Source organism: Burkholderia savannae (genome assembly GCF_001524445.2).
GTDB lineage: Bacteria > Pseudomonadota > Gammaproteobacteria > Burkholderiales > Burkholderiaceae > Burkholderia > Burkholderia savannae.
The window spans coordinates 781,588-805,845 of record NZ_CP013418.1 but is presented as its reverse complement, the minus strand read 5'-3'; the positions used below and the strand labels follow the sequence as shown (position 1 = coordinate 805,845).

Below are 24,258 nucleotides of genomic sequence, written 5' to 3'. Positions count from 1 at the left end.
TGATATGTACTGCGACAACTTGTGATGAATTTGATGTGTGTACTGACGAAATATCGTGGGAGACACGTCGTGACATTAAGGTTAGGCCAATCCACGGGAATCATGGGCACGAGCTTTGGCAAAAATTATTTGGAATTGCCTGGAGAATTCTGGCCCTCTCACGCGCCTACCGGGTGTTTCGCATGCCAGTCAGTCGCGGATTGGAATGCGTTGGATGCGTTCACCAATTCTGCTTCAGAAAATGGTGCACCGATCAACTGAAAAACCAGCGGCATCGCGTCTGCAGAAAATCCGCAGGGCAAGACCACGGAAGGCAAACTGGCCATATTGAATGGGCATGTGAATCGATGGATGTCCGCAATAAGTTCGTCGTCAATTCTAGACATGCGTTCGATCGTCGGAACGCCAGCCGGCAATACAGGCAGCGCGACGAAATCGACTTGACTGAACAACGCCAGCAGCCTGCCTCGGAACTCCTGACGGCGCAACAGCAATCGTTGGTACTGCGTGCCCGGCAGTGCGCGTCCTTGCTCAATCAGCGTCGCGAGACTCGGACTGTATTCGCTTCTGCGAGATGGGTAGGTCGTATCGTGTGCGACTGCCGCTTGTACCGCGCATACCGGAAACCAGTCCCAGATCATTTCTTCGACATTTGGCAGCGCAACCTCCACGATCGTCGCGCCGAGGTCAGAGAGCGTCGCAATGGCATCGGAGATCGCCAGGGACATCACGTTGCTGAGGCGCGCGCCGAGCCACGACGTGTCGACGCCAAGCCGAACGCCTTCGAGGTCATGGCACGGCTCGACGGAAAATTGAGGCACTGCGCGGAGCGACGTAGTCGGGTCGGCGGGGTCCCGGCCGGCGACAATTCCAAGAGCGGCCGCAGCGTCAGCAGCCGATCGAGCGATCACACCAACGTGGTCGAGGGTCGAGGCAAGCTCGAACGTTCGATGGCGAGACACACGTCCCCAAGTAGGCTTGATACCCGTAACTCCGTTGGCAGCGGCGGGCAGGCGGATCGAGCCGCCAGTTTCGGATGCGAGCGCTGCGTAACAGAGACCGGCGGATACGGCAACCGCGCTACCGCTCGACGACGCACCAGGCCAATAGTCGGCGTGCCACGCGTTACGTGGTGTCGGGAACGGCGCCCGATGTTCCGCGTAAGCGCCCTCCGTCATAGACAACTTACCGAGTATCACAGCACCTGCTTCGCGCAATCGCCGAATGACTGTGGCGTCTTCCGTCGCAAGGGCATTGGCGCGAATTGCCATGCCTGCCGTTGTTGGCACTCCCTTCATGTCAAAAATGTCCTTCACTGCCACTGGCACACCGTGCAAGGGTCCGCGATCTATCCCACGCGCGATTTCCCGCTCGGCTCGGTTCGCTTCGGCGAGCGCGGAAGCTTCCGTTACCCGGATGTATGCCTGCATGATTGGGTCGACTGTATCAATGCGAGAAAGCATGATCCGAGTCAACTCAACCGCGGAGAGAAGCCGCCGCTTAAGCATCGACGATATCTCGGACACGCCCAAGTATGCAATATCCACGGTGGTATCAATTAAATTTATAGTAGTTAGGATCTAACGTGCATCGATCACTGAAATTCAGAATCTCATCAATATATTCGATGAAATTTATGGTTACTCGACAACCACGAATATACAGCAATTTCAGGCAATTTCATCTCATTTTTCCTCAGCGCGATCTCGATGGTATGCATTTTGCAGATGATTATTTTGGCAGTCGAAATTTGATCGATGCAATACTTGCGTTTGCTGGAATTTGTCCAACTAATTATATTTTGTGATCGTGATCGAACGGATCGACACTATGGGTGTCACGGAAGCTGAGCGCGTGACATATTGGCAAGACGTCATTCGACGAATATATTGCCAATCAGAATCGACTATACCGTTAAACGCAGCGCGAGATTTTAGAGCCTTTCTGTCGCGGCAAGCATTTGGCCATGTTGGGATCGGCCATGTTGAAGCGCCAGCCGTCGCCTATTCGCGAAAAATTTCAGATGTCCGCCAATCTCCAAGTGAAGATTTTCTGGTTAGCATCTTAGAGTCTGGAGGTGCTAACATTGAACAAAATGGGAAAAGAGCAATACAAAATTGCGGAAATATGGTTATCTATGATACCGCGCGCCCATTCGATTATGAGTTTATTTCTGATTATAAAATTACATTGCTTAGTCTTCCGCGAAGCCAAATGTTACATAGAATCCCGAACATCGAGAAGCTCACCGCAGTTCCAATTAACACCCATTCTCAGATAGGCGCACTTGCCTCGACAGTCATCCGTGGCGCAGCTCAGATGGATCTGGTGGTTGACGCGAGTGCGCGCGCGAAGATTGGATCTTCGGTGATCGATATATTCAGTGCTGCAATCGAGATGGAGCTATACAGTGGAGGGTTGATTGAGAGTCGACAGATTGATGTAGTAGAGCGTGCCAAACGCTACATCACGGGAAATCTCTCGGATTCGAGTCTCGATATAAGTAAAATTGCGAATGCTATAGGTATATCAAACAGAACCCTTAATCGTGCATTCGCGGCTGAAGGAACCACTGCGGTTCGGTGGCTGTGGCAAGCGAGATTGCACGAGTGTTACATGGCACTCAATGACGGACGTATGGGGCGGGTGTCGGACATCGCGTCAGCATATGGTTTTAACGATGTTTCACATTTCAGCCGTGCATTCAAGTTGATGTACGGCGTTACGCCCACATCAATCGCGCGGCGCTGATCGCATCAGCCCGATCTTGGAGTTTTATCACAATACAGTTATGTTGTATTGGTCAGGTTCGAAGCATCAGGTTTCCAAAAACGCGCAAGGCGGAAAATGCAAATCGTCGTGACGCGATGAGTCATTCCATGTGATCACCTCGAGAAATATAATTCGGTCATGTCCTTTGGTGGTGATTCGCTATACACAGCTCCATGACGTATCTTTTCATGGGTACGTACATAAAAGTGATTAATGTTATGGCAAGAATGATTTCTTGCATTGCGCCTTCGCGTTCTCAATTGGGCATCTTGTTTTTTATCCGTCTGCGCCTATCTGCCTGGGTGTGGACGGTTTTCGATTACGCATTTTGTGATCGCCTTTTTATTAATATTTTATAGTTTATATTATTTTAATATCAAGTATGCCAAAGGGAGTGCGGTGCTTTCCCAGGGAAATTGTACCGATGCGTACTATCCGTTCGATTTAATTGATTCGGTAGAGAAAATGCTTATAAGTTAGTGGCCACCGCCTGCGAGCCCTCCGATCTGCCTCGGAGCAGGCGGTTTTGCGATCGTCGGTATCGACGATCGCCTTTTTATTCACGCCGTGTTGTCGCATGCCTGGCACACAACACCCGCCCCTGACGTCGCACGGCGCTCGGATGCGTGCGTCTAAACGTAATTCTATTGGAGAGAAATTGTGGCAACTTACGAAGAACTGAAAGCTCAACTCGATGCACTCAATAAGGAAGCCGAAGTAGCTAGAGAGCGTGAAATCTCTGCGGTACTTTCGGAGATTCGAGGGGCTGTCTTGAAGTACGAAATTCGGCCAGACCAGATCTTTCTGCAATGGACTCGCCTTCGCTCGCCAGACAAGCGGCGTGGCCCACTTCCGCCGAAATATCGGAACCCGATGACGGGCGAAACGTGGAGCGGTCGAGGCCGATGCCCAAAGTGGATGGCTGGCCTGCCGCGCGACGAATTTCTTGTCGAACGATTTGCTTGATCAGCAATCGAGTGCTCGGCACGCGCGCTCATTGAAAGACGCGTGAAAATTCGAACCAGTAGACGGAGATTTCTCCGCTCTCGAGGTCCATTTCGACGCAAGGGACGCTACGGCCAATGCTCAGCGGACCAATTTCCCGAATCGACCTGTTAACTCTGACAGGTCAACTCCATGTTGTAGAACCATCCGCTGTCAGCGCGATGGCAAATCTTCGTTAATTTGGCCGCCATTTGTCTCAGCCTTGATAAAATTAACGCGCCGTGAGGAGCGCCTCAATCACATCACGAATCAATGCTCCTCCAATTCGAATCCAAGCAGAAACCTGAGAGTCTTCCGTGACCAATTTGAACGATACGCTACGGGGTTTCGCGTCGGGGGCGGTCGACTGGAATAAACGTCCGGTCGCGTTGCACTTCGGCGCCGCGCAGGCCGCGATCGGCCATCTGCTGGCGCTGCAGCACGCGAGCGTTCAGGAAGGCTTGATGTCCGGGATTCGCGGGAGTCTGACCTGCGTGTCGACCCGCCACGACCTGCCGCCCGGCGTGTTGCTCGGCATTCCGGTATCGATCCGGCTCGTGACCGACCGCGGACAACCGCATATGGTGAACGCGATCATCAGCGACGTCCAGATCGGACAAAGCGACGGCGAACTCTGCGTGTACCAGTTGACCGTGTGCGATGCGTTGTCGCTGATGGACAAGCGCACCAATTCGCGCGTGTTTCGGAAGCGGAACGTCGTCGACATTCTCATCGCGCTGTTCAACGAGTGGCAGCAGCGCAGTCCGGCTCTCGCGCGCGCGTTCGAATTCGATCTTTCCCACCTGCGCGCCGACCGCTATCCGCCCCGCGAATTGACGCGGCAGGTCAACGAGTCGGACGCGCACTTCGTGCGTCGCCTGCTGCGTCGCGAAGGGATCACCGTGTTCGCGAAGGCCGGCCCGGCGAAGCACATGCAGAACGTTCACGACGAAACGCCGGTGCATACGCTCATGTGCTGCGACGATCCGATGTCGCTGCCTCAAGCGCCCGCCGGCACGGTTCGATTGCATCCGCGTGACGCCGGCACCGAGCAACGCGACACGGTCACGCTGTTCGCGCTGCACCGGCAACTGGTTCCGGGCAAGGCCGGCCGTCGTGGGACTACAAGAAGGCGAGGATAGACGAATCGACCGTCGGCTCGAGTCTCGATCAGGGCGAGTCAGGCAACGACCTGGCCAAGTTGCTGACCGACGTCGCGATCGACATCCCGCACGCGGGCGATTCTTGGAGCGATCACGAGCGGCTCACCCGCGCGCGCATGCTCGCGCACGAGTTCGAAGCCGAACGCTATGACGGCGTCAGCAGTGCGCGCGATCTTGCCGTGGGTGCGTGGATCACGCTGACGGGCGCACCGGAATGGGACAAGCAACTCGCCGACAAGCGCCAGTTCGTGATCACGTCGATCGACCACGCCGTCTGGAACAACCTGCCGAAAGGACTCAACGAACGCGTGCAGGCGCTATTCGCGGCGAGCCGCAATCTCGCGCAGGCAGCTCCTGCGTTACCGGCCGCGCTCGCGGAGGATGCCGATACGCGTTACAAGAACACGTTCAGTTGCGTGCGCCGCGGCGTGCCGCTCGCGCCCGCGTACGATCCGCGAACGGACTTGCCGCCAGTGCATCTGCTGACGGGCACGATCGTCGGCACGGAGGACGAAGAAGTGTTCTGCGACGAGGACGGCCGCGTGCGCGTGCGGATTCACGGCCTCGATCCGGCGGACCACGCGCACGCGCAGGTCACGGGCACCACCGACAATGCGGGCGATAGCGCGCCGATTCGCGTCGCGACGAGTCTCGCGGGAACGAATTTTGGGGCATCGTTTCTGCCGCGCGTCGGCATGGAAGTCCTTCTCGGTTGTGTCGGCGGCGATCCGGACCGGTTGGTGATCATCGGGGTGCTGAGCAACGGCGCGCATCCGCTGGCGACGTTCAGCCACACGGGCCGGCTGCCGGGCAACCGTTACCTGTCCGGCATCAAGACGAAGGAAATCAAGGGGCAGCGGTACAACCAGCTGCGCCTCGACGACACATCGAATAGCAGGAAGGACACGCTAACTATCGCAAGCCGGATGCGGGCGCCAGCCGACAACGTGATCACTTCACGCACTCCTGCAGGGACGCCTCGGCGCTGGCGCCAGCAGCCCGCGAATCCGCACACGTCGATTGCGGACCTCCCTGAGGGTCGGCCAGGATTCGCATATTTTCGAATCCCGGCCGACCCTCAACTTCCTCCGGAGGCGTTCGCGGCACGCAATCGCGATCGGCCTCGGGCTCATTCTGGATTCCGCCGGCCCAACAAGCGCCCATTTGCTGAGCCCGCTATGACGGCCACGCGGCCCTCGTGTTGGCGACGACTCCGTTTCGCTTGTGGCGAATCGTTGATCGAACGGTATGAGTCGCGCAGCACGAGCGACTGCGACGCGAGGCAACATCGTTGTCAGCCAAATCGTGACGACTGTATTTCGCTCTACGTACTTTGTGCGACTTCGTCAACGGACATCAAATAGCAGCGCGGAGATTGGCCGGTGACCCGGCGGAACGAGCGCGACAGCTGAGTGTTGCTTTGGAAGCCGACTTCGATCGCGATGTCCAGCAGCCGCATATTTCCCCGGCGCATCAGCCGTTTAGCTTTCTCGACTCTCCTTTCCGTGATGTATTTGCACGGCGGCACGCCGAAATGATGCTTGAACGTACGGGAAAAATGGTACACGCTTAGCCCGACCACGCCAGCCAGGTCCCTCAAAGTGATCGGCGAATTCAGATTTTCGTCGATGTGATGGGTCAGTCTGCGGTGCTGCGCGCTGGAGAATCTCTTGCCGCTCGCGTTGTCTTCGGTCGATTGAAGCCGGAGCATCTCGGACAGCAGCGCGACTGCCATGTGATCGTGAAAGTACGGCCATCTATGGCGATTGGTCGATGTGTCCACGACGTGTCGCATGAGCTTGAGCAACACCTCGCCGGTGACGTTCATCGCCGGCTTGAGCATCGATGACGCACTGTCCATGAAGCCCGTTTCGCGAGCATCCACGGCAAATATGAAATAGCTGACCTTCCCACCGGAGCCGCCCTTGCAACTGAGCGTGTGCAGCGGCGGCAAGTAGTCGAGCCCGACGTCGAGCCGGCGTGGCCCTGCGACGCGCCGTCCGTCGATCCACGTGCCGCCCGTGGACACGGCGTGCCGGTCGTATAGGAAAAACAGGTGGCGATTGCTTTCGATCTCGACCTGGTATGTCTCGGACAATACTTCGCACCGGTACATGCCGCATACGTCGGTCTGCATGAGCGGAGTCACTCTCGCATGATCGCGGTCCTGATAGTGAAGCCATGTGGGCGCATCGGCTGAGACGGGGAAGTTGTCGCGGGTAGTGACGGAATGCATGGGTGGCCTCAAGTTTCTTATGCTTGCAACAAACGGAGTCACGGGTGAAAGCTCGAGCGGAAAGGGGCGCTTTGCGTGATGCTCGACGTGTTCCGCAAGGAAGCGCTTGAACAGAGCCGGGAGGCGCCGGATGGAGTGCGGGCGGAATGTGTGATGTTGTTGCACATGATCCAATGCTATGCGGCCGGATTCGAAGGCGGTGGGCGAGCGGAGGCGCTTCCCGCGGACTCGCGCGAACTCGCTGTGACGTGGGCGAAGCGAATGCTTGATTTAAGAAATCGCTGTGCGCATCTTTCTGGCTCCTTGATTGGGAAAGCGAAGAATCACTTTTCATTCGCTAACAGACGGGAATCAATGGCGCATATCGCCGAACGGCTTCCGATAGCCGTTTTGCATTTTCCTGTTGGTTCGCGACCCTCAGCGCCATGTGACTTATATAAACAAAAAACGTTCAAATCGAAATCAGAGTTGAATAAATTGGATGGTCGTCTCACGAGATAAAAATGACTTTTGCCGATTGCATTCTCTTATTCCGAATGCAACATGGATGCGATGAAGCCGTGCGCATGCATTGATGGGACACGCCCCAATTTCGATAGACTTTGCGCCATGTCGGCATGCGCCCTCGTGCATTCGCCACAAGGGCAGGCAATGTTGCTCTCGCGCCGATTTCCCGGTTCGTCCATCGATCAGCCCGAGCGTGCGTTCCGTTCGTCTTGCAGCGCACGGGGCTGGTGCGCTGGCAGCGTAGGGAGGCGCGAGGCAGCTGCGGGATTTCGATACGCTGGACGACGCAGCGTCGCTGAATCGTGGGCACCACGAGTGGCCGGAAATGCCATCGCTAAACGAAAGGCGGTATATGCTAAACGGGAAATAATTGACCTGAACATCGAAAATAATTTTCGATTTGTTTCCAATCGTCGTCAATTGATGATCAATTAGATGTTGGTTATGCGCATGTTTCCAAGGAATCGGGACAGATAGAAAGCAATTTTGATCAAATTTCCGCAATGGTGATGGGGACGAGGAAACGCGGATATAGACAATGTGAGCGCATATCCGAGCGTTGATAAAGAGTTGCTCAAGCGGTCAAGCACGGAGGCGATGTTTATATCAAAAGCGAGGTCAAGTCGGAGCCGCTCGCATTATGTTCGTACGCGTGACGGCACATGTCTTTTCCCGCAGCGCACGCATCGAGACTCACGTACCGCGGCCATTCCTGGCAAGAGGCCTTCGTCGACAGCCCGGTCATTCACGAGGGGGCGTCCGGCAATCTGTCGATGCTCGGCACGTGACATGTCCGATTTCGGGCGACAGCAGCTCGCAGTCGACGTGATCGTGAATGTTCTTGCGCAGCCGGATATCGATGTAGATGTGACAAGGAGATACTCGATGATTTCCGATGTGAGCCGGCAAGTTTGCAGTGTCAGCCGAGAACTACCGACGGGCGGATGCGTGATCGGGCGCCAGCGCATGAAGCCCGATGATTCCAGCGCGCGCCGCGCTGAGCGAAGAGGATGGCGCGCGCTTCATCCTCCGCGCGCGGCGGCATGCGGCCCCCTTCGGCGCGTCTGCACCGCCAGCCGGAACGAAAGCCGAAATAGGAAAGCGACGTCATGAGCACCTCTCGTATCGGCGCATCGCCCCCGCCTCCCGTCGACGACAAGGCTCGGAACGGTCGCTCTTCCACGTATTCCGGCGCCGAGTCGATCGCCGGGCAATTGATGTCGCGTGCCGAAGCGGCCCCCGATTTTCCTGCGTTCGCTTCCGTCGGCTCATCGGAAGACGTTTGTTTGACCAATGCGTGTCTATGCGAACGCGCATCCGCGATTGCTTTCCGCCTGGCGCGCATCGCGTCGGTCGGCGATCGCGTGATGCTGGCTTTTCGGAATCCTCTCGATTTCATTCCCGCCTTCTTCGGCTGTTGCCTGGCCGGCACGATTCCTGTTCCCGTGGCGCCTCGGCATGGCCGCGACACGATGCTCGCGATCGCGCAGGATTGCGGCGCGGCTATCGCGTTGACCGCCGAGGAGCGTGAGGCGCTGCCGGGTATTCAGTGGATGCGCACGGACGACGGTGAACGTCGCGCGCCGTTCCTGAGCGTGGTCACCGACGACCATCCCGCCCTGTTGCAATACACGTCCGGCTCGACGCGAACGCCGCAGGGCGTCGCCGTGACGCACTCGGGGCTGCGCGCGACGATCAGGGACCTCGACAGCGCCGCGCTGCACGACCCCGACAGCGTCATGGTCAGTTGGTTGCCGTATTTCCACGACATGGGCCTCGTCTACGGCATTCTCACGCCGTTGTACTGCGGCTTCACCGCGTATCTAATGCCGCCGGAAAAATTCATCGCACAACCGATGTCATGGCTGCGGGCGATCGCGACCGTGCGCGGCACGCACACGGCGGCGCCCAATTTCGCGTACGCGTTGTGCGCGGACCGAGCGGCCGATCTCGCGCCCGAAACCGATCTTTCTTCGTTGCGCTTCGCGCTCAACGGAGCCGAACCGATTCGTTGCGAGACGGTACGCCGCTTCGAGGCGGCGTTCGCGCCGTTCGGCTTGCGGCCATCGGTGGTGACCCCCGGTTACGGGCTGGCCGAAGCGACCCTGAAGGTGGCGTCGGGACGCAGTGGCGAGGGGATGCGCAGCGCGCGTTTCGAGCGCGATGCGCTGGCGCTCGGCCGCGTCGTCCCGCATCGGGACGGTGTCGAACTCGCATCGTGCGGCACCAGCCTGATCGACACGCGTGTGAGAATCGTCGATCCGCAAACGTGCCGGCCGTGTGCGCCGGATGTCATCGGCGAAATCTGGGTGAGCGGGCGAACCGTCGCCGGGAGCTACTGGCGTCGTCCTCAAGAAACGCAGCGGATCTTTCGCGCGCGACTCGACGACGGCGAAGGTCCGTGGCTGCGGACCGGCGATCTCGGCTTCGTGCACGACGGCTCGCTGTTCGTCGCAGGCAGGCTGAAGGATCTGATCATCGTCGGCGGCCGGAATTTTTATTGCCATGATATTGAGGACTCCATATCTGGATGCCACCCCGCCATCCGGATGGGGCGGGTATTCGCCGCGGCGATCGAAGGCGCGGACGGCGAAGGGATATTGGTCGGCGCCGAGGTGCGCAGCGGCTGCGACGAGACGGCGGCCCGCGCGATCATTCCGGTGATCCGCTCGGCGTTGATGAACGAACACGGCGTCGCGCCGGCGCGCATCGTGTTGCTGCGGCGGGGGAGCATCCTTCGTACGTCGAGCGGGAAGACCCGCCGGGCGGCGACGCGCGACGCGCTCGCGCGCGGCGACTTGCAGATCGTTGCCGATGACGGTGGCGGCATGGCCGGCGACGCTATCTTGGCCGAGATCGCGCGATTTGTGCCGGGGGCTGCGGCGCAGCCGGCCAGCCGGCTCATCGACCTCGGGCTCGATTCGCTGTCGGCCGCGCGGCTGGCCGCGTCGGTGCGCGCGCGCCACGGTGTGGACCTGACGTTCGCGACGCTGTTCGCCGCTTCGGCCGATAGTCTGAGGCGCGAAATCAGCGACGGGCGCAGCGCGCAGACTGCGGCCCCCGCGGCGCCGAGGCACTACGAGGCTGACCAGCCGTTCGAGTTGTCCGAGATGCAGCAGGCCTATTGGATCGGCCAGCAAAGTGGCGTGCCGCTCGGTAGTGTCCAACCGCATATTCGCGTCGATTTCGAAGTCGACCACGCCCGCGTGCCCGATCTGAGCCGGCGGCTGGCGCAGCTTGTCGAACGCCACCCCGCGCTGCGGATGGCGGTGCGCGGCGACGGGCGCGCGGTCTTCGAGGCGCACGCCTACGATCCGGTCCTGCCTCAGCAGGACCTGCGCGATCTGGAAGAGTCGACATTGGCCGAGCGCTTGTGCGCCGTGCGTGCGGAACTGGCCGACGGCAACGGACGCCCCGTCGCCGCATGCTTCAGCCGCATCACGGACACGATGTCCGTTCTGCATGTGCGCCTGGGGCTGCTCGCCGGCGACCTGCGCAGCTTTTTGCGGCTGGTGCGCGAACTGGCGCACGGCGCGTCTCGCGAGCCGTCTCCCGGCATCGTGCCGCCCGCGCCGCCGCCGTTGCCCGATGAACGCCGCGAAGCGTGGCTGCGCCGCGTCGAGTCGATTGCGCCCGCGCCGGAGTTGCCGGCGGCGATGGCGCTCGCCGACGTCGTCGACCCACGTTTTGTCAATCTTCGCCGGGAATTGCCGGAGCCGCTGTCCGCGGCGCTGACGGCGCGCGCGCAGGCGCTGGGCGTCACGCTCGCTTCGTTGTGCACCGCCGCGTTCGCCGACGTCGTGCGGTTGTGGTCGGCGGCGCCCGAGTTCACGCTCAACGTGACCTGCAATACCCGGGCGGCACAAGCCGGGGAAGCGATCGGCGACTACACCAGCAATACCTTGCTTTCCCTGCGCGAGCGTCACGCTTCGTTCGTCGAGCTTGCCCGGGCGGTGCAGCGGCAAGTCTGGGCCGACCTGGACGAGCCATGGTGCTCCGGCGTGGCGATCCTGCGCGAGCTCGGTCGCCGCAACGGCGCGCCGGTGCTGATGCCGGTGGTCCTGACGAGCCTGCTGTCGGGCGACCCGGCGGACGATCTGGCAGTGCTCGACGCGCTCGGGCGGGTGGTCGACATGGCCAATCCGACGCCGCAGGTCTCGCTGCATGCCATCCTCGGTCGGCGCGGCGAGCGTCTCGTCGTGATGTGGGAATACGTCACGCAGCTGTTTCCCGAACGGATGGTGGACGCGATGTTCGCCGCGTTCGTCGAGTCGCTTGCGACGATCGCGGCCGAGCCGTCGGCCGTCGAGCTGCCCGTGGTTGCGAAGCTTGCGCCGGACGAGGCCGCACGGCGTGCGGCGACCAATGCGACGGAGGTCGAGCGCGCGCCGCGTCGTCTGGAGGCGGCGTTCGTCAGGCAAGCGAATGCGCGCCCCGATGCCGTCGCCGTGAGGCAGGGCGGTGCGGCACTGACCTATGGCGCGCTGTTGCGCGACGCAGAAGACATCGGCAGCGCGCTGCAGCGGCTCGGCGTCGCGCGCGGCGATGTCGTGGCGGCCGTCGTCGAGCCGGGGCCGCGCGCGATTGCGGCGCTGCTCGGCATCGAATTGGCCGGCGCGGCCTATCTGCCGGTCGAGCCGTCCTGGCCGTCGGCGCGCATCGACGAGTTGCTGCGTGAGGCGGGCGCCCGTCACGCGGTCGTGACGACGGGCGACATCGATCTGCCGGTGCCGTCGCTGCGCCTCGACCGTCCGCTCGCGCGCGTCGCGCCCGCGCCGGTGGCGGATGCGGGCCCGGACGACGCTGCCTATGTGATCTTCACGTCCGGCTCGACGGGCCGCCCGAAGGGCGTGGTCATCACGCACGAAGCCGCGGCGAACACGATCGACGACATCAATGCGCGTTTCGCCGTCGGCCCGGCCGATCGGGCGCTCTGCGTATCGTCGCTTGCTTTCGACTTGTCGGTCTACGACATATTCGGACTGCTCGGGGCAGGCGGCACCGTGGTGTTCCCCGAGCGCGCGCGCGATCCTGATGCGATCTCGCAGGCGTTGCGCGATGCCGAGGTGACGATCTGGAATTCCGTGCCGGCCGTGCTCGAACTGTTGCTCGACGTGGCCGCGCCGCGCTCGCCGCACCTGCGGCTCGCGCTGCTGAGCGGCGACTGGATCGCGCCGACGCTGCCCGAGCGGCTGCGCGACGCGTTCCCGAACGTCCAGCCGATCAGCCTCGGCGGTGCGACGGAAGCGTCGATCTGGTCGGTCGTCCACCCGATCGCGCCGGCCGACGCGGCGCTGGCTTCGATTCCGTACGGCAAGCCGCTGTCGAACCAGCAGTGCTTCGTGCGCGCGCCCGACGGGCGTGAGCGTCCCGACGGCGTCGCCGGCGAACTGCTGCTCGGCGGATGCGGCCTCGCGCTCGCCTACCTCGGCAACGAGGCGGAAACCGCCCGCCGTTTCTTCGTCGATGGGGATGGCAGACGGCTTTACCGGACGGGCGATCTCGCGCGCTGGCTGCCCAATGGGGAACTCGAGTTGCTGGGGCGGATGGACGGCCAGGTCAAGGTGCAGGGATACCGGATCGAGCTGGGCGAGATCGAGGCCGCCGCGATGCGCGCGGGCGGCATCTCGCGCGCGGTGGCGTCGGTGGTCCGGCGCAGCGGCGCGACGGTGATTCAGTTGCACGTGGTCGCGTTGCCGCAGCGGCGCGGCGACATTGTGTCGGCGGTGCGCGCCGAGCTGGTTTTGCATTTGCCCGCCTATATGCAGCCGCACCACGTCGCCGTGCTCGACGCGCTGCCGCTGACGGCGAACGGCAAGGTGGATCGCGCGCGGCTGGCCGCGCTGCCGGCCCCGGCCCCGGCGGCACGGGTCGCGGCTGCGGCGCGGCGCGACGCGTCGCTCGAAGCGACGATGCTCGATGCGTTCGCCGAGGTGGTCGGCGTCGACATCGATCCGCAACAAGGGTTCTTCGACGCCGGCGCGACCTCGATGCACATCGTGCGCTTGCGCGCGCTGCTGGCGTCGCGGGGCGTGGCGGTTGCGCCGCTCGTCGATTTCTTCTCGCTCGCCACGATTCGCGCGCTCGCCTCGCGCTCCGCCGCGAGCGGCGCAGACACGCTCGACACGAAGGACGTCGCCGGCGTGCGCGCCTACAGACAGCGCGCACGCGCACGCAAGGAGGCTATGTGACTGTTTACGAAACACCCGTGGATGCAGTGGCGATCGTCGGCGCAAGCTGTCGGCTGCCGGGCGCGACCACGCTGGAACAATTCTGGTCGCTGATCGCCGATGGCCGCATCGCGATCGAGCGCTTCACCACCGATGCGGCCCGCCGCGAGGGCGTGCCGGAGGAAGTGTTGGCGCAGCCCGGCTTCGTCGGGGCGGGCGGGCCGCTCGAAGGCGTCGACCTGTTCGACGCGGCGTACTTCGGCATTGCGCCGTCGCAGGCGGCGGCGATGGACCCGCAGCAGCGGATTTTCCTCGAATGCGTGCACGAGGCGCTCGAGCGCGCTGGCCACGGCGCGGTGCGCGGCCCTCGCGTCGGGATCTGGGCCGGGTCGGCCACCGTCGATTATCTGGTCGACCATGTGCGCGACCGGCTCGATCGCGCGTCGCCGAACCGCTTCCTGCAGCAATGGGTGGGCGTCGACAAGGACTATCTCGCGACGCAGGTCGCGTACCGGCTGGATTTCGGCGGGCCCGCGGTCACGCTGCAGACGGCCTGTTCGACTTCGCTCGTCGCGGTGGTCCATGCGCTGCATGGGCTGCTGAGTTTCCAGTGCGACTTCGCGGTAGCGGGCGGCGTCAGCATCGCGCTGCCGCAGCGGCAAGGGCATGTGTACGAGGAGGGCAGCATCCTGTCCGCCGACGGCGCGTGCCGGCCATTCACGACGGAAAGCAGCGGCACCGTCTTCGGCAACGGCGCGGGGGTCGTGGTCCTGAGGCGTCTGGAGGATGCGCTCGACGACGGCGACCCGATTCTGGCGGTGATTCGCGGTGGCGCGATCAACAACGACGGGGCGGCGAAGGTCGGCTTCACCGCGCCGGGCGGCCGGGGGCAAAGCGAGGTGATCCGTCACGCGCTGGCGTTGAGCGAAGTCGACGGCGCGTCGGTCGGCTATGTCGAGACGCACGGCACGGGCACGGCGATCGGCGACGAGGTCGAACTGGCGGCGCTGACCGCCGCGCTGGGCGATCGACGGCCCGGCGACGCGCGGTGCGCGCTTGGATCGCTCAAAGCGAACGTGGGGCATCTGAACGCGGCCGCGGGAGCGTGCGGCCTGATCAAGGCCGCGCTTGCAGTGGAGCACGCGCAGATTCCGGCGGCGGTGGGGGCCGAGCAGGCGATCGCGGCGCTGCGCGGCGAATCCGCGTTCTACCTGCCGACGAACACGGTGCCGTGGGACGCGCCGCTCAGGCGTGCGGGCGTCAGTTCGTTCGGCATCGGCGGCACCAATGCGCACGTGATCGTGGAGGCCGCGCCGCCGCGCGAACCCAGGACGCCGCAAACGGTGCCGCTGCTGTTGCTGTCGGCGCGTGGCGACGCTGCGCTGCGCGAACTGTGCGCGAATTATGCGACGTTTCTCGAAGGCAACCCGGACGTGCGGCTCGAGGACGTGTGCTTGACGGCGGCTATAGGCCGCCGCCATTGGGAACAGCGCGCGGCGTTTCGCGCCGAATCCCGCGAGCGGTTGATCGGTTCGCTGCGGGCATTCGCCGCGGGCGATTCCGGTGCCGACGTGATCAGCGCCGAAGTGCCGGCCCGCGTGCCGGAAGTGAGCTTCGCGTTTGGCGGCGCACGCGATCTCGACGCGGTCCTCGCCCGCGTGCGGGCGTGCGGCGTCGTGCCGGCGAGCGTGTGCGCGACGGGCGACGGCGTGTTCGCGGCGGCCTTCGCCGCCGGCGCGCTGAGTCTCGACGACGTACGGAACCGTCGCGCGGACAACGTTGCCGCGCCGGCGCTGCTGTGGATCAGCGCATCGTCGGGCTTGCCCATCGACAGCCCGGCGGCGGTGCGCGACGAACTGGCGTGCGCGAACGACGCCGCATACGATGCCGCGGCGGCGCTGGAGGCCGCGGGCGCGGCGCTGGTGCTGGAATTCGGCGACGTGGCATTGGGCGCGGGGGGCGCGGGCGTGGTGTCGCTCGATCCGGCGTCGCCGGAGGCGATCGCCCGCATGTGGACGGCCGGCGTGGCGCTCGACCTGACGCAACACTATCGCGACGGCAACCGGGTCATGCTGCCGACCTATCCGTTCCAGCGTCAGCGCTTCTGGATCGACCGCGCGCCACGCTTCGCCGAAAGCGGCGTGTCGCCCTTCCTCGGCCGGCGGACCGACGCGCCCGCGCTGGATGCGACGTTCTTCGACGCCGACTGGAGTGTGGCGACGCTGCCGTTTCTCCAGGATCACGTGATCTACGGAAAGATCGTCGTGTCGGGCGCGGCCCTCGCGGTGATGATCGCCGACGGCGTGCGGGAGCTCACCGGGGCGGATGCTTGCGTGTTGAGCGACCTGCGCTTTCCGGCGGCACTGGTGATTCCGGCGGGCGCGGCGCGGCGGGTGCAACTGCAACTGGTGCGGGACGGCGACGGTTTCGAGGCGGCCGTGCTCACGCCCGAGCCCTTCGAAACCCATGCGACGGCACGCGCCGAAGCGGGCGCGGATCAAGACGCCGCGCCATCGGCGCAGGTGCGCGGCGAAGCGATCTCCACCGATTTGCTGGATACGTGGCTGCGCGCTCGCAGCGTCGTCATGGGGCCGACATTCCGCCGGCTCTCGGAGATCGTCGTGAGCGACGGCGAGGCTGCCTGCGCGATGCGTGCCGATCCCGGCGACGCGGGCTGGTCGCTGCACCCCGGAATTCTCGACTCGGCGCTGCAACTGGTCGCGGCCGCCGCGCGGCCCGACGGAAGCAACGCGTTCGTGCCGACCCGCATCGCGCGGTTGACGATCCGGGGGCGCGCCGGCGCGCAGATGCGATGCTATGCAGCCGCCGACCGCGGTTACGCGAGCGTGTTCGACGGCAACGGCGCGCTCGTCGAGCTGACGGGCCTCGAATCGCGCGAGGTCAGCCGCAACGAACTGCTGCGGATCGAGCCGCTGCGCGACGGCTACGCGGTTCAATGGCGGGGCGTGACGGACGGTGCGCCATTCGCCTTGCCGGAGCCGATCGTCGTCGTGCGCGATGCGGGCGAGGTCGCATCGGGGCTCGCGTCGATCTTGCGCGACGAGGGCAAAGAGACGCTCGTCGTCGCGACGCCGGACGAGATCCCGTTCGAGCGGGCCGGCCTGATCGTCGATTGCCGGGGCATCGACGCGCGCTCGGCCGCGCCGGCCCCGGCGCTCTACGAGGGCGCCCTTGCGCTGTTCGCGGCGGCCGCCCGGCGCGACGAGCCCTGCCGTATCGCCGTCGTCCTGGCGCCGCAAGCGCCGGCGTCGGCACCGTTGCAGGCGCTGGCGCGAGCGGCCGCGATGGAAACCCCGCACCTGCGCACGCTCGCGCTGCATGCGGACGACGCCTGCGCGATTCGCCGCGGCCTCGACTGCTTCGATCGGGAAACCGAGGTGTCGATCCGCGGCGCGGAGGTCACGGCGCCGCGCCTCGACGAGCGCGCGCTGCCCCGGCGCGCCGAATACGCGCCGGCGGGCGACGGAACCTGGCTGATTACGGGCGGCCTGGGCGATCTCGGGCTGCAAGTCGCGGGCTGGCTCGCGGCACTCGGCGTGCGCTCGCTGATGCTCGTCGGCCGCCGGCCGCCCGGCGACGCAGCCGACGAGACGCTGGCCGTATTGCGGCGGGACGGCGTCGATGTGCAGGTAAGGCAGGCCGACCTGTCGCGGGAAGCGGACGTCGACGCGCTGCTGAACGACATCGGCGCGACGATGCCGCCGCTACGCGGAATCTGCCATCTCGCGGGCGTCGTCGAAGACCGGCTGGTGAGCGACGTCACGCCGGCGTCGCTCGCCGCGACCTTCGCCGGAAAAGCTCAGGGCGCGTGGCTGCTGCACGAGCGCACGCGCGGCCATGCGCTCGAACACTTCGTGCTCTTCTCGTCCGCGGCCGCCGCGTTCGGCGCGCCGGGGCAGGCGAGCTACGCGATGGCGAATGCGTACCTGGACGCGCTGGCCGCGCATCGCCGCGCTCAGGGCCTGCCTGCGCTGTCCCTCGCATGGGGGCCGTGGCAGGACGTCGGCATGCTGGCCCGCACGGCGGCGAGCGCCAAGCGCCGGCTGGCGCAACTGGGCATCGGGCAGATCGAAACCGAGTGCGGGCGCGCGACGTTCGAGATCGCGCTGGCCGCCGATTTGCCGCCGCATGTCGTGCTGTTGCCGATCGACTGGCAGCGGCTCATCGATCAATGGCCGCCGCACGTTCCCGCAAGCCGCTTCGACGGCATCGCCACCGCGCGGCCCGGCGCCGGGCTCACTTCGTCGGTCAGCGAATTGCTGGCGCTTCCGGCAGCCGATCGCCGGCATCGATTGTTCCGGCTGCTCGCCGAGGATGCGGCGGCCGTGACCGGCACGAGTCTCGCCGCACTCGATCCGGAACGCTCGCTGTTCGACTACGACTTGGATTCCCTGCTGATCACCGACCTGCGCGTGCGGCTCGAAAAGCGCTTCGGCCGCACGATCTCCACCACGGTCATCTTTTCGAACCCGACGATTGCCGCGCTTGCCGACTACCTGGCTCGGACGATCTTCGGCGCGGCGCTCGACGCTCCCGCCGCCGGAGCAGGCGCGGCTACGGCGGCGCCCGCGCCCGGCGACGCGCAACCGCAGGCGCCGGCGGAGCGGCTGTCGCAAGAGGAGATCGTCGAACTGCTGTCCGCAAAGTTGGACGAGCTTCGGGGGGCGGACTCGCGATGAATCCGATCGATCCCACTGCGCTGATGCAGGACGCGCTGCTCGAAATCGAGCGCCTGCAACACAAACTCGGCAAGTTCGAGCAGCAGCTGCATGAGCCTATCGCGGTGATCGGGATGGGCTGCCGGTTCGCCGGCGCGAATTCGCCGGACGACCTCTGGCGACTGCTGCTGGACGGCACGGATGGCGTTCGCGAGGTGCCGCCCGATCGATGGGACGCCGAGCGATATTTCGACTCCGATCCGGATGCCGCCGGCCGCATCTACTGCCGGGCCGGCAGTTTTCTCGACGACATCGCCTCGTTCGACGCCGGCTTCTTCGGAATTTCCGCGCGCGAAGCGGTGATGCTCGATCCGCAGCAACGCATGCTGCTGGAGGTGGTGTGGGAAGCGATCGAGCGCGCCGGCATTCCGGCGTCCGCGCTGAAAGGCACGGCGACGGGGATGTTCGCCGGCGTGATGCATCAGGACTACGCGCACCGGTTCCGCCGCGCGGCCGACGTCGATCTCTACACCGCCGCGGGCAACGCGCCCAGCGTGCTCGCCGGTCGCGTATCGCACGTGCTCGGCCTGCACGGGCCGTCGCTCACGGTCGATACCGCGTGTTCGTCGTCGCTGGTCGCGGCGCATCTCGCCTGTCATGCGCTGCGCGTGCGCGAATGCGACATCGCCATCGTCGGCGGGGTGAACGTCGTGCTGTCGCCGCTGTCGACCGCTGCTGAGTGCCGGGCGCACATGCTGTCGCCGAGCGGGCGCTGCCGGTCGTTCGACGATGGCGCGGACGGCTTCGTACGCGGCGAGGGATGCGGCGTGGTGGTGCTGCAGCGGCTTGGCGACGCGCAGGCCGCGGGCCGCACGATCGACGCGTTGATCGCGGGTTCGGCCGTCAATCACGACGGCCGCAGCGCGGGCCTGACCGTGCCGAACGAGCACGCGCAGCGCGAACTGGTGCGCAGCGCATTGAGGGCCGCGCGCCTCGATGCGTCGCAGGTACGCTACGTCGAGGCGCACGGCACCGGCACCGCGCTCGGCGATCCGATCGAGGCGGCGGCGCTCGCGTCCGTATTCGCGGGCCGTGCGAAGGACGCGCGCGTGCTGCTCGGCTCGATCAAGAGCAACTTCGGGCATCTCGAAGGCGCGGCCGGCATCGCCGGACTGATCAAGGCGATCCTCGCGGTCCGCCACGGCGTCGTGCCCGCCATGCTGCACGTCACGCAACCGAACCGAGGCATCGACTGGGACAACTTGCCGCTGCGGCTCGCGCTCGGCAACGAGCGGATCGATCGGGACGCCGGGCCGTGCATCGCGGGCGTCAGCTCGTTCGGCTTCAGCGGCACCAACGCGCACGCGCTCGTCGTCGCGCCGCCGCGCGTCGAGCAGGCGGTTCAGCCGGACGACCGGCCCGGCGCGCAACAACTACTGACCGTGTCCGCCAAATCGGATGCGTCGCTGCGGGCGAACGCGGCGCGATACGCCGATCACCTGGCGGGCCTCGATGCGCGCGCGTTCGCGGCCGCCTGCCACGCGTCGCGCGTCGCACGCTCGCATTTCCCGCACCGGCTCGCGGCCGTCGCGGAAAGCGCGGACGACATGGCGCGCGAGCTGCACCGCTTCGCGCGCGGCGAGGACACGGCCGTCAGCGCCGGCGTGTGCGGCGCGATGCCGCTCGGACGCGAGTCGTCGCCGGACCTTGCCGGCGGCGCGAACGGTCTCGACCTGCTGCCGTCGCTCGCGCAGCGTTACGTGGCGGGCTTGCCGGTCGACTGGGCGGCGCTAGGCGGCGCTGGCCGCCACCTCGCGCCGTTGCCGACCTATGCGTTCGACCGCCAGCGCTACTGGGTCGACGAGCGCGCCGTCGGGGCGCCGTCGCAGCTCTTCCGGATCGCATGGCAACCGGCCTCGACGCCGGCGGGCGCGCACCGCACGGGTGCGCGCGTCATTGCGGGCGACCCGGCGCTCTGCGCGGAAGTCGCGCGCGCGCTCGAAGCCTCGGGTGAACGCTGCTCGATCGTGGCCGCCGACGCCGATGCGATCCTGCAAGCCGGGCCCGCCGACCTTGGCATCGTGCTCGCGTTCGACAGCGCGGTGCATGACGGCGAGCCTGTCGAGGCCGTGGCGTGCCGCGGCGCGCTAGTCGGCGCGCTTGCGCGCCGCCTGGCGGCGGCGCCCGCGGCGGGGCCGGTGACGCTCGTCACGCGCGGCGCGGTTGCCACCGGGCCCGCGGAGGATGTCGATCCCGTCGCCGCCGCCATGAACGCCGCCGTTCGCGTGGCGCGGCGCGAGCAGGGCCGTGCATGGCGCGGCACGATCGATATCGACGGATCGGCGGCGTCGTTCGAGACGCTTGCCGCGCTGCTCGGCGACGAACCGGGCGACGAGCAGATGGCGGTACGCGGCGCGACCGTGCTCGTGCCGCGGCTGCGCCACGCCGGAGCGGGCGCGGCGGGCGGGGTTCCGGCGCTCGACGGAGACGCCGCCTACGTCGTGACCGGCGGCACCGGCGCGCTCGGTCTCGCGACCGCCCGCTGGCTCGCGGGTCGCGGCGCACGCCATCTGCTGCTGATCAGCCGGCGCGGCGCGGTCGGCGACGGCGTGCGGGCAACCTGCGAACGCCTGCGCGGCGACGGCGTCGACGTGCAGGCCGTCGCCTCGGATGTCGCGGACGAAGCATCGCTGCGCGGTGCGCTCGCGGCGGCCGCGCGGCCGATCCGCGGCGTCGTGCACTGCGCAGGCATCGTTCAGGACGCGCCGCTCGCCACGCTGGATGCCGCCGCATTCGCGAACGTGCTGCGCGCGAAGGTGGGCGGCGCGGCGCTGCTCGACCGCCTGACCGATGCACAGCCGCTCGACTTCTTCCTGCTCTATTCGTCCATCTCCGTCGTGGTCGGCCGCCACGGCCAGGCCGCGTACGCTGCCGCGAACGCGTATCTCGACGCGCTCGCGCAACGGCGCCGCGTGCGCGCGCGTCCCGCGCTGTCGATCGGCTGGGGACTATGGACGTCCGGCATGGGCACGGCCGATGCGAAGACGGCCGAGCGGATCCGCTCGAGCGGCCTCCATCCGCTCACCGAGGTCGAGGCGTTCGCGTCGCTGGAGCAGGCATTCGCGGGCGAGCCGCACGTGATCGTCGCGGCGATCGACATCGATCGAATCGCGGCGCAGCCGGATCTTCCGCGCGCGATCGAGGGCATCACCGGCCGCGCCCAGGCCCCGCGCGCACGCGCCTTCGACATCGAGCAACTGCGCGGCCGCCCGGCCGCCGCCCGCCGCGCGCTGATCGCCGGCTATCTCGACGCCGAATTGCGGGCGGTGCTGTCCAGTTCCTCGGCGTTCTCGCATCAGGCGTCGCTGATCGAGCTCGGCGTCGATTCGCTGACCGGCTCGGAGCTGCGCAATGCGATCGAGCGCTCGATGGGCGTATCGGTGTCGATTTCGAACCTGGTCGACGGTTCGTCGCTCGACGCCGTGATTGAAGCCGTGGCGGCGCAGATCGAGCGGCGACTCGTCACTGAACACAGCTCGACGACCGGAGCCGAAACGGAGGAAATCACGCTATGAATATCGTTCGGCTCATGGCCGATTTGGCCGATGCGGGGATCACGCTGCGCCGCCGCGACGACCGGCTCCACGTGGAGGGACCGCCGGGCGCGCTTGACGGCGCGCTTGTCTCGCGGCTGCGCGACGCGAAGGATGCGCTGCTGGCGATGCTCGACGACGACGCATCGCGCGCCCCCCCGCTGCCGCCGCCGTTGCCGGGCGAGGGCGGCGACGCGGGCGCGCTGTCGCCGGGACAGGCCCGCCTCGTTGCCGCGACGCGGCTCGGCGATCCGGCGATGTACAACGAGCAGATGGCGATCGAACTGGCGGACGCCGTCGACTCGCAGGCAATCGGCCGTGCGTTCGTCGCGCTCGCGCGCAGGCACGACATCCTGCGCACCGTGTTCGTCGGCGGCGAGCGGATGCAGCAGACCGTGCTGCCCGAGCCGGTGGTGCAGATCGAGCGGATGTCGGTCGACGGCGACGGTGCGTTGCGCGCGCGCGCCGCGGAGGTTGCCCGTCTGCCGTTCGCCGCCGGGCGGCCGTTGTGGCGCATCGACCTGTTCTCGACGCCCGAGCGGCCGCTCGTGCTCGTGCTGACGATTCATCACGCGATTTTCGACCGGTGGTCGATGAGCGTGCTGATCCGCGACTTCAGCGCGTATCTCGCCTCTCCGGACGAAAGCGATGCACCGGGGGGCCGGCTGAGCTACCGCGACTTCGCGGCCTGGCAGCGCCGCTGGATGGAGACGCCCGACTACGCCGCGCAACTGGACGCGTGGCTCGAGGCGCTGGCGGACCTCGATGAGGTGCCGGCGATTCGCGGCGACCGCCCGCGCGCCTCCGTTCCGAGCTGGCGCGGCGGCACCGAACGCGTCGAGATTCCAGCAGACTGCATCGAGGCGGCGGCGGCGTTCTCGCGCACGCGCAACACGACGTTGTTCACGACATTGTTCAGCATGTTCGCGCTGCTGCTGCATCGGTATACCGGCGATCCGCGCGTCGTGGCGCTCACGCCCGCGGCCAACCGGCCGTTCCAGGCGGCCGAGGACATCGCCGGCTATTTCGTCAATCTCATCGCGCTCGCGACGAGCGTGCGCGACGACGACAGTTTCAGCTCGCTGGTCGAGCGGATGCGTGAGGCGACGGCGCGCGCGTTCGCGCATCAGGGCGTGCCGCTCGACGCGATCGTCGACCGGTTGCGCGCGCGCGGCGGCCCGCAGCACGATCAGTTCGCGCAGACGGCGTTCGCATTCCAGAACGTACGTCTTCCGGCGGTGCGCACCGCGAGCGGCACCGCGACGCCGTTCGATCTCGACAGTCCGTTCGCGCGCTTCGACCTTTATCTGTCGATCGAGGGGGATGAGCGCGGGATGTTCGCGGTCTGGCAATACAACGCCGATCTGTTCGACGCGGAGACGGTTTGCCGGCTCGGCGCGCACTACGTCGCGTTGTTGCGCGCGGCGCTCGCGTCACCGGAGGCGAATGCGCATGCGCTGCCGATGCTGTCGAACGCGGAACGCGCGCAACTGCTGTTCGATTTCAATGCTACCTGGGCTGACTTCCCGCAAGACGCGCTGATTCACCAACTGTTCGAGGAACAGGTCGAGCTCAGCCCCGACGCTGTTGCGGTGGTGTTCGAGGATCAGTCGCTGAGCTATGGCGAATTGAATCGCCGCGCCAACCGGCTGGCGCATCACCTGATTGCGCTGGGGGTGGGGCCGGACGAGCGGGTGGCGATCTGCGTGGAGCGCAGCCTGGAGATGGTGGTGGGGTTGCTCGCCATCCTCAAGGCGGGGGGCGCCTACGTGCCGCTGGACCCGGCCTATCCGGCCGAGCGGCTGCGCTACATGCTGGACGATGCGGCGCCGGTGGCGTTGCTGACCCAGCGCGCGTTGATCAACGGCCTGGCCTCCAAACTGCCCACCGTGCTGCTTGACACCCAGGACCCGTCCATCGATGCGCAAATGGACAGCAATCCCGATGCGCAAGCGCTGGGACTGACTTCGCGCCATCTGGCCTATGTGATCTACACATCGGGTTCCACTGGGCAGCCTAAGGGAGTGGCGATCGCCCACTGCAATACTGTGAATTTTCTCACCTGGGCACAACGTACCTTCAGCCCGGATGAGTTGGCGCATACCCTTTTCGCGACATCGCTCAATTTTGATTTGGCGGTATACGAGTGTTTTG

The 24,258-nt window shown here is 65.4% G+C and carries 10 protein-coding genes and 1 pseudogene (1 of these 11 only partly in view); 9 read left to right on the top strand and 2 right to left on the bottom strand.

Translation table 11 applies throughout. The annotated features are described in order from the left end of the window. Positions 1 to 158 precede the first annotated feature (158 nt). Positions 159 to 1,547, bottom strand: a complete 1,389-nt coding sequence (locus WS78_RS24465; RefSeq protein WP_038744872.1) for an amidase — start codon at positions 1,545 to 1,547, stop codon at positions 159 to 161. A 283-nt stretch (positions 1,548 to 1,830) separates the two neighbouring features. Between WS78_RS24465 and WS78_RS24460 the strand changes: the two genes are divergently transcribed. From WS78_RS24460 to WS78_RS24450, 3 genes and pseudogenes are all read left to right on the top strand, one after another. After that, complete coding sequence (locus WS78_RS24460) at positions 1,831 to 2,751, top strand: helix-turn-helix domain-containing protein (protein ID WP_156437555.1); 921 nt, start codon at positions 1,831 to 1,833, stop codon at positions 2,749 to 2,751. Between the two features lie 681 nt (positions 2,752 to 3,432). Beyond that, entirely contained in the window at positions 3,433 to 3,738 is a 306-nt protein-coding gene (locus WS78_RS24455) for an H-NS histone family protein (protein WP_085701533.1), read from the top strand. 335 nt (positions 3,739 to 4,073) lie between these two features. Then, positions 4,074 to 5,812: pseudogene (locus WS78_RS24450) on the top strand (type VI secretion system Vgr family protein); the annotation flags it as partial. Between the two features lie 431 nt (positions 5,813 to 6,243). On the opposite strand, the gene WS78_RS24445 reads toward WS78_RS24450, so the two are convergent. After that, entirely contained in the window at positions 6,244 to 7,155 is a 912-nt protein-coding gene (locus WS78_RS24445; protein ID WP_226377304.1) for a helix-turn-helix transcriptional regulator, read from the bottom strand. 75 nt (positions 7,156 to 7,230) lie between these two features. Between WS78_RS24445 and WS78_RS24440 the strand changes: the two genes are divergently transcribed. From WS78_RS24440 to WS78_RS24415, 6 genes are all read left to right on the top strand, one after another. Continuing rightward, a complete protein-coding gene (locus tag WS78_RS24440; protein WP_156437384.1) occupies positions 7,231 to 7,656 on the top strand; it encodes a hypothetical protein in 426 nt (141 codons plus the stop codon). A gap of 668 nt (positions 7,657 to 8,324) precedes the next feature. Then, complete coding sequence (locus WS78_RS38065; RefSeq protein WP_257789117.1) at positions 8,325 to 8,450, top strand: hypothetical protein; 126 nt, start codon at positions 8,325 to 8,327, stop codon at positions 8,448 to 8,450. A 321-nt stretch (positions 8,451 to 8,771) separates the two neighbouring features. Next, positions 8,772 to 13,853 carry a non-ribosomal peptide synthetase gene (locus WS78_RS24430; protein WP_226377303.1) on the top strand — a complete coding sequence of 1,694 codons (5,082 nt, stop codon included), beginning with the start codon at positions 8,772 to 8,774 and terminating at the stop codon, positions 13,851 to 13,853. Then, positions 13,850 to 18,532: an SDR family NAD(P)-dependent oxidoreductase gene (locus WS78_RS24425; protein WP_226377302.1), complete on the top strand. Its 4,683-nt coding sequence runs from the start codon at positions 13,850 to 13,852 to the stop codon at positions 18,530 to 18,532. Before WS78_RS24430 ends, WS78_RS24425 begins: the two co-directional genes overlap by 4 nt. Next, complete coding sequence (locus WS78_RS24420) at positions 18,529 to 22,086, top strand: type I polyketide synthase (RefSeq protein WP_059582785.1); 3,558 nt, start codon at positions 18,529 to 18,531, stop codon at positions 22,084 to 22,086. The genes WS78_RS24425 and WS78_RS24420 overlap by 4 nt, the downstream gene beginning before the upstream one ends. After that, positions 22,083 to 24,258 carry the 5' end (the start) of a non-ribosomal peptide synthetase gene (locus tag WS78_RS24415; protein ID WP_059582790.1) on the top strand. The gene runs 8,747 nt beyond the window's last position, so 2,176 of the gene's 10,923 nt are visible here — the first part of the coding sequence; its start codon is at positions 22,083 to 22,085; its stop codon lies off the right edge, out of view. Before WS78_RS24420 ends, WS78_RS24415 begins: the two co-directional genes overlap by 4 nt.

Bases quoted from the DNA above. Each gene is read 5' to 3' on its own strand.
- WS78_RS24430 (WP_226377303.1), top strand. From the start codon at position 8,772: ATGAGCACCTCTCGTATCGGCGCATCGCCCCCGCCTCCCGTCGACGAC.
- WS78_RS38065 (WP_257789117.1), top strand. From the start codon at position 8,325: ATGTCTTTTCCCGCAGCGCACGCATCGAGACTCACGTACCGCGGCCAT.
- WS78_RS24460 (WP_156437555.1), top strand. From the start codon at position 1,831: ATGGGTGTCACGGAAGCTGAGCGCGTGACATATTGGCAAGACGTCATT.
- WS78_RS24445 (WP_226377304.1), bottom strand. From the start codon at position 7,155: ATGCATTCCGTCACTACCCGCGACAACTTCCCCGTCTCAGCCGATGCG.
- WS78_RS24420 (WP_059582785.1), top strand. From the start codon at position 18,529: ATGAATCCGATCGATCCCACTGCGCTGATGCAGGACGCGCTGCTCGAA.